The 14,355-nt window shown below is 60.1% G+C and carries 12 protein-coding genes; 7 read left to right on the plus strand and 5 right to left on the minus strand.

The window, feature by feature from the left end; translation table 11 throughout:
• The first annotated feature begins 65 nt into the window (after window positions 1–65).
• The 4 genes from ACFQ3C_RS10435 to ACFQ3C_RS10450 all read left to right on the plus strand — a co-directional run bounded on the left by ACFQ3C_RS10435 (window position 66) and on the right by ACFQ3C_RS10450 (window position 3,921).
• Entirely contained in the window at window positions 66–962 is an 897-nt protein-coding gene (locus ACFQ3C_RS10435) for a hypothetical protein (RefSeq protein ID WP_380791426.1), read from the plus strand.
• A 174-nt stretch (window positions 963–1,136) separates the two neighbouring features.
• Entirely contained in the window at window positions 1,137–2,231 is a 1,095-nt protein-coding gene (locus tag ACFQ3C_RS10440; protein WP_380791428.1) for a Gfo/Idh/MocA family protein, read from the plus strand.
• An 11-nt stretch (window positions 2,232–2,242) separates the two neighbouring features.
• A complete protein-coding gene (locus ACFQ3C_RS10445; RefSeq protein WP_380791430.1) occupies window positions 2,243–3,109 on the plus strand; it encodes a hypothetical protein in 867 nt (288 codons plus the stop codon).
• A gap of 23 nt (window positions 3,110–3,132) precedes the next feature.
• Window positions 3,133–3,921 (plus strand): WecB/TagA/CpsF family glycosyltransferase, encoded by a 789-nt coding sequence (locus tag ACFQ3C_RS10450; RefSeq protein WP_380791432.1) that lies wholly within the window; start codon window positions 3,133–3,135, stop codon window positions 3,919–3,921.
• Between the two features lie 45 nt (window positions 3,922–3,966).
• Here ACFQ3C_RS10450 and ACFQ3C_RS10455 read toward each other — a convergent pair whose 3' ends face one another.
• The 4 genes from ACFQ3C_RS10455 to ACFQ3C_RS10470 all read right to left on the minus strand — a co-directional run bounded on the left by ACFQ3C_RS10455 (window position 3,967) and on the right by ACFQ3C_RS10470 (window position 8,673).
• Window positions 3,967–4,863, minus strand: a complete 897-nt coding sequence (locus tag ACFQ3C_RS10455) for a hypothetical protein (protein WP_380791434.1) — start codon at window positions 4,861–4,863, stop codon at window positions 3,967–3,969.
• A gap of 129 nt (window positions 4,864–4,992) precedes the next feature.
• On the minus strand, window positions 4,993–7,182 hold the full coding sequence (locus tag ACFQ3C_RS10460) for a polysaccharide biosynthesis tyrosine autokinase (RefSeq protein WP_380791436.1): 2,190 nt from the start codon (window positions 7,180–7,182) through the stop codon (window positions 4,993–4,995).
• Between the two features lie 3 nt (window positions 7,183–7,185).
• A complete protein-coding gene (locus ACFQ3C_RS10465; RefSeq protein WP_380791438.1) occupies window positions 7,186–7,626 on the minus strand; it encodes an arsenate reductase/protein-tyrosine-phosphatase family protein in 441 nt (146 codons plus the stop codon).
• 6 nt (window positions 7,627–7,632) lie between these two features.
• Window positions 7,633–8,673, minus strand: a complete 1,041-nt coding sequence (locus ACFQ3C_RS10470) for a polysaccharide biosynthesis/export family protein (RefSeq protein WP_380791440.1) — start codon at window positions 8,671–8,673, stop codon at window positions 7,633–7,635.
• A 1,066-nt stretch (window positions 8,674–9,739) separates the two neighbouring features.
• On the opposite strand from ACFQ3C_RS10470, the gene ACFQ3C_RS10475 reads away from it, so the two are divergent.
• The 3 genes from ACFQ3C_RS10475 (at window position 9,740) to ACFQ3C_RS10485 (ending at window position 13,097) form a co-directional block, all read left to right on the plus strand.
• Entirely contained in the window at window positions 9,740–10,756 is a 1,017-nt protein-coding gene (locus ACFQ3C_RS10475) for a glycosyltransferase (protein ID WP_380791442.1), read from the plus strand.
• Window positions 10,757–10,781: 25 nt separating this feature from the next.
• Window positions 10,782–11,972, plus strand: a complete 1,191-nt coding sequence (locus tag ACFQ3C_RS10480; RefSeq protein ID WP_380791444.1) for a glycosyltransferase — start codon at window positions 10,782–10,784, stop codon at window positions 11,970–11,972.
• 249 nt (window positions 11,973–12,221) lie between these two features.
• A complete protein-coding gene (locus ACFQ3C_RS10485; protein WP_380791446.1) occupies window positions 12,222–13,097 on the plus strand; it encodes a CpsD/CapB family tyrosine-protein kinase in 876 nt (291 codons plus the stop codon).
• A gap of 29 nt (window positions 13,098–13,126) precedes the next feature.
• On the opposite strand, the gene ACFQ3C_RS10490 is transcribed toward ACFQ3C_RS10485, so the two are convergent.
• The gene (locus ACFQ3C_RS10490; protein ID WP_380791448.1) at window positions 13,127–14,323 is read right to left on the minus strand and encodes a Wzz/FepE/Etk N-terminal domain-containing protein; all 1,197 of its coding nucleotides are present in this window, start codon (window positions 14,321–14,323) and stop codon (window positions 13,127–13,129) included.
• Window positions 14,324–14,355 lie beyond the last annotated feature (32 nt).

Consider the following 14,355-nt stretch of genomic DNA (forward strand, 5'->3'; position numbering starts at 1 on the left):
GGCCGCTGACGGTTATGGGAGGATAAATGTTTGACCGATTGAAACTGCGCAGTTCTGCCTTGGTGATGTTGGTTCTGGCCGGTCTGGGTCTGCCGCGTTGCGAGCGGCCCAGTCCGCTGGATATGGCAGCTTATGATGCGCTTTACGCCGATCCCGCGCCAGTCAGCCCCGGCCCCAAGCGGATCTATTTCATTGGCCACAGCCTGATCGGGCGCGACATGCCTGCGATGCTGGCGCAGCTGTCCGGGGCAGATGACGGTGGCTATGAATCGCAACTGGGCTGGGGTGCCTCGCTGAAATCGCATTGGGAGCCGGATGTTCCCGTCAACGGCTTCGAGGTCGAGAACGCCCACCCGCGCTATCGCCCCGCGCGCGAGGCGGTGGCGTCGGGCGAGTATGACGCGGTCGTTCTGACCGAGATGGTCGAGATTCGTGATGCAATCAAGTATATGGAAACTCATGACTATTTGCATCGCTTCGCCCGCGCGACATGGGATGCCAACCCTGACGCCCGCGTCTATTTCTATGAGACATGGCATCCGTTAAGCGATCCCGAGGGCTGGCTGGAACGTGTTGATCTGGATCTGAAGCGTTATTGGGAAGGGCAGATCATGCGCCGCGCCCTCGCGCATGAGGGGATGACGCGTCCGATCCACCTGATCCCGGCCGGTCAGGTCATGGCGCGTCTGGTGCGCGAAATCGAAGCGGGACCCGGCCTGCCCGGGCTGATGAACCGCACCGACCTGTTTGGCGATGACATCCATCTGAGCGATCAGGGCCTCTATCTGGTGGCCCTGACCCACTACGCGGTGATCCACCAACGCTCGCCCGAAGGCTTGCCCCATGCGCTTTTGCGCGCAGATGGCACCCCGGCCAATGCACCAGATCCCGCCGCCGCTGCCCTGATGCAGCGGGTCGTCTGGGAGGTGGTGAAGGGGATGCCTCGGACCGGGGTGCCATGACAGGCCACGAGAGGCTGGGCACAGTCGAAAGACAACAAACCGCTGCGCGCATGCCGTGAAACTGTCAAAATCATGGATCAATTCATGGTAGAGCATTTCACGTCGAGAACGAACTGAGAAAATTCACTAAGAAGTCAGGATGGGAAGCAGGTGCTATCGGGAATAGACAAGAAAGTGCGAATAGCCGTTGTCGGGCTGGGAAAGATGGGTCTATCCCATTTCGCGATCGTCAACGCTCATCCCGATACCGAAACCGTGGCCTGCGAGCAGCCCGGTTTTCTGGCCGATGTCCTGCGCAAGCAACTGCCGCGGACGACGATCCATTCCAATTATGAACAGATGTTGGACACTGCTGGGCTGGACGCGGTGATCATCGCCACGCCCTCCAGCCTGCATGGCACCATGGTCCGGGCTGCTCTGGATCGTGGGATCCATGTTTTCTGCGAAAAGCCATTCTGTCTTGATTGGCGCGAGGCAGAGGAGTTGAGCGCTGTGGCTGAAGCCAAAGGTCTGATAAATCAGGTCGGCTATCACTATCGTTACGTCGGTGCCTTCCGTCGGATGAAGGAAATCGCCGCCAGTGGCGCCCTGGGGCAGATTACACATGTCAAAGCCGAGGCTTATGGACCGGTTGTGTTGCGACCCAGCAAGCAAAGCTGGCGCACCAAAAAGTTGCAGGGCGGCGGATGTCTCTATGACTATGCGGCGCATCCTCTCAATCTGCTGAACTGGATCTTCGGCGCGCCCGAACATGTCGCGGGATCCGCCTTGTTGCCCATCTTCTCGACCGAAACCGACGATCAGGTCATGTCGACCCTGTCTTTTCCCGAAGGTGTGCTGGCGCAGGTTTCGGTCAATTGGTCCGACGATTCCTATCGCAAGATGTATACGCGGATCGAGATGATCGGTACCCGCGGACGGGTTAATGCAGACCGACAGGAGTGTCAGACTTACCTGCGTGAGGAGCATCCCGCCCTGCCTGGTATGCGCAAGGGATGGAACCTGCAAAACACGACGGAACTGACTCGGGACCCTTGGTTCTATCTGCGCGGCGAAGAGTATTCAGCGCAGATCGCCGACTTCGTGGAAGCAATCCGTGACGGACGCCCGCATGCCACCGAGAATGACTTTCGTTCGGCTGCGATCACTGACCGAACCATCGACATGATCGTTCAGGATTCAGCCGGCGTTCAACAGCCTGTGCGTCAGACGGAGGAATCGGCCAGCAAGACGCAGAAACGCAGTTGGTTCTTCGGAATCCGGACCTGAGAGGATCAATGATGCACAAGCTGCTTTTCGGTGACAACCAGTTCTTCGGTATCAATCACATGTCCGAGGAAAAGGCCCGCGCCCAAGCGATCCGCTTTCGAGACACCGAAGCGATCATGGAGGTGCTGGACGCCGCCTATGACGAAGGTATCCGTACGTTCATGTGCACCACGCATGATCGCATCGCCGAGGTCTGCAAGGTGGTTCGCGCCAATCCGGACCGCTATGCTGACTTCCAGTTCTATCCCTGTATGCCCTATGCCCATAAATACGCAAATGCCGTCACTGAATACGGCATGATGGGGGCTCTGACGCATTTCATGCCGGAAGACGGCTTGTTGAAAACCGTGATGCGGTCCGGCACCGCGCTGGCGACCAAGGATGCAGACGGAATTGCAAAAGTGCTCATTGACGCCGAGATGAAGATGTTTTCGGGTCTGAGCACCCCTGTCGTGTTCATGCAGAATGTCTTTACCGATCTGCTGTTGGGGATGGGCTATACCAAGGCATTCCGGGTGTTCCACGACCATATCCGGGCCAAGTACAAGGCAGAGCCGGCTTTCATCACCATGAACCTGCCCATGCTGGCAGACGCATTGGCAAGCGAGGGGATTTCGCAGCCGATCATCTGCTCGAACATCAACAAGGTGGGCTTCCGCATGTGCGGAGGGTTGGATCAATACCGCAATGTGCTGGAATCCGGGAAAATCAGGGCAATCGCGATGTCTGTCTTCGCGTCTGGCGCCATTCCCGCCCGCGAGGCGATCGAATGGGTGGCTGGGCTGAAAGGCGTTGAATCCATCGTGTTTGGCGCTTCGTCGCGGGGTAATATCCGCAATACCCGCGATCTGGTGCGTGACTATATGGGGGGGCTTTGACGACCATGGCTGACGGAGGCGGAATGTTGGAACAACAGATGATCCCCGGAATCGGGGTCCGGCCCAAAGTTCATGTTCTCAATGCATATGTGCACGATGTGTCCATGGATGAGGTGGTCCATGGCTTCACGCAGGGCACGATGCTGACATTGCATGTCGATATGCTGATGAAGCTCCAGCAGGATCGCGAGTTCTATGAGATATTCGACAAGTTCGACCTGATCACATGCGACAGCCAGATCCTGTATTTTGCGACGAAGTTTCTTGGTTTACCGGTGCAGGAAAGAGTCTCAGGCTCGGACTATTTTCCCAAGTTCTACATGGCACATAAGGACAATCCCGATATCACGGTATTCCTGTGTGGCGGCAAACCTGGGATTGCGGATATCGCGGCCGAGAACATCAACCGGAAGGTTGGGCGCCGGTTCATCGTGGGCACGGATGCCCCGCCTTTCGATTATGAAGAAAGACCCGGCGAGATTGACCGGATGATCGACCGGATCAACGCGTCGGGTGCAACGGTTCTGCTTGTCGGCCTGGGTGGCGGGCGTCAGGAAAAATTCATCATGCGGTACAGGGACCGGATGCCCGGTATCAGGTTGTATCTGCCTTTGGGTGGAACGATCGACTATGAGGCGGGGACGTTCAAGCGCCCTCCCGCCTGGATCACCGAATGGGGATTCGAGTGGCTCTATCGTCTGCTCAAGGAACCCAGGCAGCGTTTTCACCGCTACGTGGTGCACGAGCCGCCCGTTCTGTGGCGGCTCGCCGCGCAGAAACTCGGACTTTACCGCAATCCATTCCGCCACTGAAAGCTTCCGTTCACCACAGTCCGGCCTGAACCGCCCGTGCGGCCTTCAGGCTTGCAGACCCGCGATCGGATTTGCCCGCGCAACCTCCCACGCGATTTTCTGGAAATAGCCGGCCTCTTCCGCGGCGACGGTATCATAGGGCTGGCCCCAGATATTCTTGGTACGGCGTGGCAATCCGTTCGGATCATCATGGAAAATGCAGGCATACATGATGCAGGCCATGGCATAGCGGCCCCGGATATTGGGGTGGATATTATCCATGAACAGGTCTTCGATCTGCGTAAGGCTGCTTGGCGCGCGTCCTGCGGCGATATCGTCATGGATCCGCGCAAGCATCTGCCCACCTGGTATCATGTGCATTTCAGGTTCGCTCGGCCTGCGGGTCTTGTTCACGTGATCGACAATGCCCGTCCAGAAAGGTAGCGCGAAGTCGAGTCTGTCGCGCCAGAGGATGCCAGTATCCGGGTCGGCGCGGTCCTCGGGCTGATAGTCTGGGAGACCAGAGCGCAGGTCGTGCCAGGCCTCGAACAGCAAGAAGCGTTGCACACCGTTGTCGATGGCCAGCCGATACCAATCGCTCCATGCGTTGATATCGCAGATATCGGCCTGAACATGACGGAAAGGCACGCTTTCAACCCCCATCCAGATATGCTGACCGCCACGTGCCAGGACATCGCGCGCGTTCAGATTGGCGGTGCCGGCATTCTTCCAGTTCCAGGCCATCGGTGCGCCAGGAATGGTCTGATGTGACAGGTCGCCGCGACCCCGACGCGCGGTGCGAAAGCTTTGCACCATGTCCACGCTCTGGTCGATCAGGCTGTTGCCGACGGTGACAAGGTTGGAATTCAGGTTCAAACCTGCCGCTCCAGAAGCAGCGCCTGTCAACCCTGCGATACCCAGCACCGCTGCGCCGCCTGTCTTGAGTACTGTTCTGCGATCCATTCCCGTCACCCCAAAGGTTTATCTACCAAAAATAGATTACACAAAGTGTCCTGTGCTTTCGCGGCAATCCGCGCCCACCAAGCGGGATTTCAATAAAAACTGCGTGACCAACAGATGCCGAACGGCACCTCAGTTGGCACCGCTGCTCTTGTATTCATAGCGGTAGCTATAGGCATAACCGCTAGCCACCTTGGCGCGGGTCGGGTCAAACCCGTTGAGAACCGCCCCGGCGACATTCACGCCAGAACTGCGCAACAGTTTGTGCATCGCGTCGATCTCGCGCAGGGGGGTCTGGTCGAACCGCGCCACCGCGATGACAGACCCGACCTGACGCCCCACGATGACCGGATCGGTCACCGCCAGAGCCGGGGGTGTGTCGACGATGATCAGGTCGAAGCGGCTGTCCAGTTGCGCCATGAGGTCTTTCAGGCTTGACGACATCAGCAGTTCCGACGGGTTCGGCGGATAATGCCCGGTCGTGATGACCGACAGTTTCGGGATCGGTCCCGGCATCAGGATCTTGTCCAGCTTGGCGTCACCGTTCAGGAACTCTGACAGCCCCGGTTGATCCTTGGGCATGTCGAAATAGCGCCGCAGATACCCACGCCGGATATCGGCATCCACCAGACAGACGCGCTGCCCCGCCTGTGCCGCCACCACGGCAAGGTTCACGGCGGTAAAGGACTTGCCCACGCCCGGCGCGGGGCTGGTCAGCGCCACGGAATGGGCACGACTGTCCATCATCGCGAAATGCAGACTTGTGCGTAGGGATCGGAAGCCTTCGACCGCCAGATTGCCGGGATCGGTCAGGGCCAGGATCGGGATCGCGCCCTTGCGTTTATGCGCGTTCTCGGCCTGTGGCGCGACGTTAACGGTGGCAAAGACCAGTAGGCCAAGAGCGTCGATCTGTTCGGCGCTCTGCACGCCACGGCGCAGCCAGAGGCGTAGGAAAACAACCGCCACACCGGCCATCAGGCCCATCAAAACACCCAGACCGATGATCCGGTTCTGCTGCGGCCCGATCGGGATCGGCGACACGCGCGCCACGTCAACGATCCGCACATTTCCGATGGTGCTGGCGCGCAGCACCTGCAATTCCTGCGCGCGATTCAGAAGCTGGCCATAGACTTCGCGGGCCAGCTCCAGATCGCGGGTCAGGTTGAAGACTTCGCGCTGGGTTTCGGGCAGCTCACCAACCTCGCTCCGCAGGGTTTCAAGCCGTTCCTGCAAGCGCGCGCGGTTGTTCAAAAGCTGCTGATAGGTCGGGTGGTTTGACGTGTAGCGCTGCGAAAGCTCGTCTTCCTGTGCGTCCAGCTGCTGCAACTCGATCTCGATGGCGCTGACCTGTGTCAGAAGACTCTGTGCTTCGAAGCCAAGGTCGATCGCCCGTTGCGCCTGCCGATAGGCGTTCAGCGCGGTTTCGGCCGCGCGTACGGCGGCTTCGGCATCGGGGATCTGGCTTTCCACGAATTCGAGGCTGCTCTGCGCTTCGGCGGCCGAGCGGCTGATATTCTGGCGCAGATAGGCCTGCGTGATCGCATGCAGAACACGCTCGATCTCGCGCGGGTCATCGCCACTCAGCGACAGCTCAAGGATGTTGGATTGCCCGCCGCGTTCAAAGATCGACAAACGGCTGCGCAAGCCAATGATCGCGGCGCTTTCGTCGATCTGCGCCAGCGTGAACTGACGCCCCCACGCGCCTCTCAATTCACGCACACGCAGGCCGAAGCCCAACAACGCATCCGTGATTTGCTGCCCGACCTGCCCCGCAATCTCGCGCCCATCCGGCAATTTGACCGAAAAACTGGTCGCATCATCCGAGGTGATCGTCAGGACAAGTTGGCGGCCCAGCCATTGAGGCGGCACTTCCAGAAGGTCCAGCTCGATACGCTCGCCACGATGCGCGAAAGGGCGCAGGATTTCCAGATCGGGAATCGGCAGACCCATCTGGTTGAGCGCCTCGCCGACCATTGGCACGCGGCGCGGTTCAGCGATCCAGTCCGTGCGGGTGTCCGCCACGGCCTGTCCCAGCACAAGACGGGAATAAAGGATCTCGATCTCGGTTACACTACGCGGCGTACCCGAGGTCAATTCTCGGATTGACGTCGGCAAGGACATCTGGGCGCTGTTATCCTCAAGCTGCATCAAGGCATCTGCGCGAAATGTCGGCGGAGTGCTTTTGGCGACAATGAAGCCGGCCAGCCCGAAAATCAGCGTAAAGGCGATGATCCAGTATTTGCCAGACCAGACCTGCCGCAGCATTTGCCCGATATCGGCGTCAGGTGACGCCGGATATTCTTCCGCAACAGGTGCGTTCATCGTCTACTCCTTCGGCGCTAGACGCCGCGCCCAGGCATCGGCGGCTTCGGACAGCGCCGTAAATGTCTTTTCGTGAAACTCGGCGGAGCGCAGATAGGGATCGGCGATGCCTGTCTCTCCGGTCCATTTGTCGAACAGCATCACCCGCCCGGCCAGTTGCGGCGCCATGCGGGCGATCTCTCGCTTGTGGCCCCGTTCCATCACAAGGATCAGGTCATGGCTGGCGCCAAGTGCGGCGGTGAACTGTCGCGCTGCATGCCCGTGCAGCGACAGGCCATGTGTCGCCGCCACTTCGCTGGCGGTCTTGTCGGCAGGCTTGCCCACAAGGGCGTTGATGCCTGCCGATGTCACGTCAAGCTCGGGCATGGCCTGGCGCAGCAGCCGCTCACCGACAGGTGAGCGGCAGATGTTGCCGACGCAGACCACGAGGATCGAGTTGAACATCACGCATCACTCTGTGGCCAGCGAATCCAACCCGCCGGCAACCGTGATCGTGGGCAGAATGGCGCTGACGGTGTCGTTCCAGCGGCCCAGCGGCGAGCGTGTCACAAAGACAACGTCATTGGGCGCCAGCATGAACTTCGTGCCCAGGACAAAGCCGGTCGGGCTGCTGGTATCCAACTGGTAGACGTTGATCGCATTGCCGTGGTTGCGGAACACGAAGACACCGCGCGCATCAGCCCGCACATCTGCCAGACCGCCCTGACGTGTCACGGCCTGGGTCAGCGAGATATCATCCTCGGACAGATCCACGGTGGCAGGCGCCACGACTTCGCCCAGAACGAAAGCATCCATGGGGCGGCGGCGCGGCACCGAAATTGTGTCACCGTCGATCAGGATCGGGTTGTTGGTCAGACGCCCGCCGCGCAGGAAAGTGTCGAAGTTGATGTTATAGGTCTTGCCACGGCGTTGCAGCGTGACACGTGCGGAATCCGCATCCTCTGTCAGGCCCCCGGCCGCGTTCACTGCCTCAAGCAGGGTCAGCGGCACAGTGGTCAGCGGCTGACGGTTGGGGGTGTCCACCTCGCCGGTCACCACGACCGCCTGAGAATTGAAGGCCGCAACGCGGACTTCAAGCTGTGGATCGGGGATGAATTCGGCCAGGCTGACCTGAAGCTCTTCGCGGATCTGTTCGGGTGCGCGGCCCGAGGCCTGCACCTGACCCACGAAAGGATAGAAGAAGGTGCCGTCGGCCTGCACCCGGAAGCCGGATTCAGCAGCGGTCCGCATCGGGCCGGCGGGCAGGGTCAGTTCGGGATGGTCAAAGACGTCGATGCTCAGGATGTCGCCCACCCCGATCTGGTAGTTCCAGACCTGACTGTCTGGCACAGCCTGCGATCCCGGCGTACGGCGCGGCTGAGAGAAGCTGGCTACGTTAGTGGGGTCAAGCCGGGTCACGATCACGTTCGCGGGCAATTCGGCCTGCTTGTTCGCATCGATCGGGAACTCGGTATAGCCTTGCGTACACCCCGCAAGAAAGGCTGATATCATCAGTGAACCGATCAATTTCCGCATGGTTTTCTCCACATCCCAGGTTGGCAGGCCTGACACCGCCGTCAGACTTTTTTGTCGAGGCTGTTCCGAAGGGACCGTCGACACAATAAACACCAGATATAGAAACACACACACGCCGCAAATGGCGGCAGACAGTCCTTGGAAAGCGAGTTCTTGCGAAGAACTTTAATAGGCTATCGGATAAAGAGTAAACAGCTTTTGGGCGCAAAACATGGAGTATCGCACCACAACCTGTAGGGTTGTAGCGGGACAGCAGCAGGAACGCGGCTTGCGGACGGTCCGGGCGCGAGCCCGGCGCACAGCTTCAGGGCAGTCTATCCGGGAGGTCCTGACCCCGTCCCGTCTCTGCGCCTTGGCGTTTGTCCATCAAATCATCGTTCAATTTCAGTAATTTGGCCTGTCTTTCCGGCCGTCGGTCGTGAACCACCTTTGTTTTTTTCCGCGCCCGCCCCAGCCCGGCACCACGTCTTTTTGACGTTGATGAAGGGCCCGTCGTCAGGGCAGGCCGCGATCACGTTCCTCGGATCGGATCGGCCTCTTTTTTTGCTCGTGAGGTACAGGTAACACCGCCTTGGCTTGAATTCAACGGCCTGGGCCCTGCAGCCCGCACGCTATGTTTGCGCTAGCATGGTGACGGCTGAACTCAGGCCAGGCTTCGCTATACATCATTTGGTGGTTCAGGGATCTGCATCCTGGCGCCGTTTCAGGGCACCGAGCGACACCAGTGCAAAACCACCCCTTGGGAAAGTCTTGTCGGCAGTACGGCATCAACTGCACTGCCAGTCGCAACATTTACAGCAATTTCCGCGCTGCCGGTTTTGAATGCAATGCAGACGGTTGTCCCAGGCAGATTCAATGGCATCGCCTCAGGGGGTTCTATCCACTTGACCGTTTTAACTGTGACACAATACTGACAGGATGAGATGTTTGAAACCGGTCAGTTTTTTAATATGCCGCGCCATATTCAAGAGTTTGTCACGCCTCCTTGCCGGAACAGTCAACAGGTGAATCGAAGAATGCTATTCAAGGTTGATTTTTGCCAATGACAGAGCCGCAGACACCGCCATCAACCGTCGCCGCCGTCGCCATCGGCCGCAATGAGGGGGAGCGGCTGCAACGCTGCCTGACCTCGCTTGTCGGTCAGGTCGGGCGCGTCGTCTATGTGGACAGCGGGTCCAGCGATGACAGCGTGGCCTTTGCCAGAGGCATTGGGGTTGACGTGGTCGAGCTGGACATGACCCGGCCCTTTACCGCCGCGCGCGCCCGCAATGCCGGGTTCGCGGCGCTGATGCAGGACAGCCCCCGGCCCGACCTTGTGCAGTTCGTCGATGGGGACTGCGCCGTGGTCGATGGCTGGATCGACACCGCCCGCGCGCATCTTGACGCGCATCCCGAACTGGGTCTGGTGACCGGATGGCGATCCGAGATCGGACCCGAGGCCAGCATCTACAACGCCATGTGTGACATGGAATGGCACCGCCCGGCCGGGCCGATCATCGCCTGCGGGGGTGACATGCTGGTGCGACGGACCGCGTTCGAGGCTGTGGACGGCCTGAACCCGGCCCTGATCGCCGGCGAGGATGAAGAATTCTGCCTGCGGCTTGCTGCGGCTGGATGGGGTCTGGAACGTCTACCAGAACCCATGACCCGCCACGACGCCGCCATGACCCGGTTTTCGCAATGGTGGCAGCGCGCGGTCCGTGCGGGCCATGCCTTCGCCCAGATCGGTCGGATACATCCACAGCATTTTCGGCCGGAACGGCGGCGCGTACTGTTCTACGGGGTGATCCTGCCGCTTGTGGCTTTGGCCGGTATCATCATGGCCTTGGCCGGAACGGTTCTGGCCGGGCTGTTGCTGACGGTGGCGGTGCTGACGGTCTATGAACTCAGCTGGTTGCGGACAACCCGAGGGCTGATGCGCGACGGTCTGCCCGCGCGCGAGGCCATGCGCCATGCCCTACTACTGACCATCTCGAAATTTCCCAACGTGATCGGCGCGCTGACCTATTACGCGCGCCTGCTGCAACGGCGCGACATGCATCTGATCGAATACAAGTAAACCCCTGACCGAGGACATTGAAGCCTTGACCGGAACAGAACATGACCTGCGCCTTCTGATCTGCGCCCCTGCTCCTGTGAGTGATGGATCGGGAGAGTTGAAGCTAGATACGAAATTCGTGGAAGGGATGCACACGCACGCAAGCGACTGGGGCGGTCCGGTGCGATGTGTTCTATGGCGGAGCAATGCGGATATTCCCTTCGGCAAGGTTCATGATCCCGCAACCCTGCCCTTTGAACTGGTGATCCTTGACAAGGGCGCGCCCCTGTCTTCCCGGGCGCTGGACGGTGTGGCGGCGGCGATGCTTTCTGCGGATATGCAGGGGATCTCCGACATGGCCGACACCGTGAAGGCTGCGAACGTGCCTTTCGTGGTCACCATTGAATACACGCTGGCGACCAGGTTCAGGATCCTGTGGCTGGAGAAACGCCAAAACCCCCTGCGTTTGCTGCGATCAGGGATTTGGCTGATGAACCACGAGCGCGGGATCAGGAAAGCGATCAGCCGCGCCGATGGAGTGCAGTGCAACGGCTATCCTGCTTACGACAGCTATGCGCCGCTGACCGGGAATGCACTGCTTTATCTCGACAACAGGATGACACCGAAGTTGCTGGCCGATGATGCCGAGATGGAGACAAGAGCAAGCCGCCTGCGCGCGGGTGCTCCGCTGCGCCTGATCCATTCAGGGCGATTGGAGGCGCTGAAAGGGTCGCAGGATCTGCCTGGCCTGATGCAGGCCCTGCGTGATCTGCGCGTCGATGCCACACTGGACGTCTATGGCGCGGGACGTCTGGTCGAAACCCTGCAAAAGGCTTTCGCGCCGTTTGGAGAGCGGGTCCGACTGCACGCGCCTGTTGATTTCGAGACAGAGCTTGTTCCGATCAATCGCAACCACGCCGACATATTTGTCAGTTGCCACCGACAGCAGGACCCGTCCTGCACCTATCTCGAGGCGATGGGATGCGGAATTGCAGTCGCCGGATATGCCAACCAGATGTGGCAAAGGTTGCAGGCCACAAGCGGCGCCGGTCGCGTGGCGCCCTTGGCCGATGTCACCCAGCTTGCCAGATCCATCGCGGCTTGGGACAAGGACCGTGAAGCCCTGATATCGGACTGTCAGAGGGGTCTGGATTTCGCGCGGCAACACGATTTTCCCAGTGAATTCATGAAAAGGATGGAGCAGGTCCGTGCACTCTCTGCGGCGCCCCTCCCATAAGATGCGAACCGGCAGCGGTATCCCCCTTTCAATCTTGCCCGTCACGGTCCCGCGAAAGTGAACGCACTGTTGGTGACCCACAGGACAACAGCGATATGATCAGCTCTCGATTTGCGAGAAAAAAAGCGAAAATTCGACCAAGTTTGGCCGTTTTCTGATCCTAGTCTGGCGCGGGTCTCGTATCGCATCTGCACATGACCGGCTTTGCAAGGCTTGAAGGAAAAGACCAGACACGTGTTACATGGTAAAATGAAACAGTACATCGCCAGACGGCGCAACACTCCAAGGCTGGACAAGAATGCCCGCGACAGGATTCTGGCGCGGATCATTGACGTCGCGCCGCCGGATGCGCCCTTGCCGGCCGTGGTGGCGCAGCAGGCTGTGGCGGGGCGTGCCGTGCGCGGTGTCAATGTCCCGCGCATCGTCGATGCGTGGAACGACATGGCGCATATCTCGGTCAACGAGGCGCTCCTGGATCGCAATCTGGTCATCACCGCCAGCCGCAACGACCCCGCCCATTCCGCGTTCGAGGTGTTGCGGACCCGGCTGATGATGGCGCTGGCCGAGAAGGGTTGGACCCGCGTCGCCGTGACCTCGCCCACCGATGGTTGCGGCAAGACCTTTACGGCGGTCAATCTGGCCATTGCGCTGTCGCGCTATGACAGTTGCCGCACGGTTCTTCTGGATATGGACATGCGCCGCCCCGGCGATATGGCCCGGATGCTGGGTGCACAGGCACCGGGCAGCATGGCCGAATTTCTGCGCGGCGGGCGCGCGGTTGAATCGCATCTGCTGCGGATGGGTCAGAACCTGCTCAAGATCGGGCCGAACCTGGCCATCGGACTGAATGACCGGGTGGAATCCTACGCGTCAGAAATCCTCAAACACCCCGATACGACCCGCGTGCTGGAGCGTATGACCGCCGAATTGAAGCCCGATGTCGTGCTCTATGACATGCCGTCCGTACTGTCGCATGACGATCTGCTGGCCTTCCGCCAGCATTTCGATGCGGTGTTGCTGGTGTCGGGTGGCGGGATCACCACGGCAGATGACCTGTCCGAGGTGATGCGCCAGATGGGCGAGACGATACCGCTGCTGGGTGTCGTGCTGAACCGCGGCGAATAGCGCGCCGCCGGCCCCGCGGATCGGACCCGTCACGTCAGGCGACGCGCACGCGGCACCCTGAGATCGGGGATCACGACAACCGGTCGCAGACCCAATGACCGTTCGATTTGCGCGCTGGTACGCAGACGCGGGCTGATCCATTCCAGGACCAAAGCCGCACCAAAGGCGAACAAAACCGCTAACACCCCCCCCATGATCGCCAGTTTGCGCCGTTCAGTAGAGACGGGATGCACCGGCGCCTCGGCCCGTTCCAATACCTCGAAGCGTTCGGCCTGTTCGCGGCTTTCCAGCTCTTGCGTCATGGCCGCCTGCGCCCGGCGCGCGGTAATCGCGCTGAATTCTTCCTGCAAGCGCGCGCGTTCGCGTTCCAGCAGGTTCAGTTGCCGCTCTACCTCGGGGGCCGCATCCTCAAGCCTGCGAAGCTCGGATATGCGCGAGGCGACAAGCTCGGCCTGCTCGCGGAAGATCGTTTCTTGCCTCGCGGCTTCATCAAAGCGCAGACGCTCGCGTTCCTGCTCGAAGGTGATCCTCTGCTGCTCCAGCGTCAGTTGCGCCTCTTGCAGCAGTTGTAACTGCTGGGACCGGGTCGCGGCATTCTCGGGCAGTGCGCCGACATTGGTCGATTTCAGCGTGGCGATTTCGGCCTCTACCGCCGCAATCAGGGCGGTGACCCGCTCCTCCTCGGTGGCGAAAAACGTCAGTGTGCTTTCTGCCCGATCCGTAGCCCGCGCGCGTCCGGCCAACATGACCAAGTCCAGAAAAGCATTCGCGACATCAGCAGCAATCTGGCCATCATCCATCTGAACCGTGATCAGCAAACCGGTGGACTGCTGATCCGGCCGCCACCCCAGGGACATGTCGACGATACGCGTGATCGTTACGGATTGACGCAGCAACAGAACGCGCTGCGCGGCGGACAGCTGGGGAAAATCCGCATAAAGATCCAGGTCGTCGATCATCTTTGCCAGCGTGTCGCGTGATTTCAGACGCTGCTCGATCAGGCTGATGCGATAGTCGATCGAGGCGTCGCCCCGCGCCATGCTGCCATTGCCAAGGGCGATCTGCGGGGTCTCGATCTGCACCGAGGCCACGGCCTGATAGACCCTTTCGCGCGTATAGGCATAGGCAAGACTGACCGCAGCACCCATCACGATCAGCAGGAAGATCAGCCCGGCGCGCCGCTTGAGCGCCTTGAACGCCTGTCCAACCGTGTCGATCTGCGCCATTGCAGGGGTTCCTTGAACGCGGAGCCTGTGAC

The organism is Seohaeicola saemankumensis, assembly GCF_042678485.1.
GTDB lineage: Bacteria > Pseudomonadota > Alphaproteobacteria > Rhodobacterales > Rhodobacteraceae > Seohaeicola > Seohaeicola saemankumensis.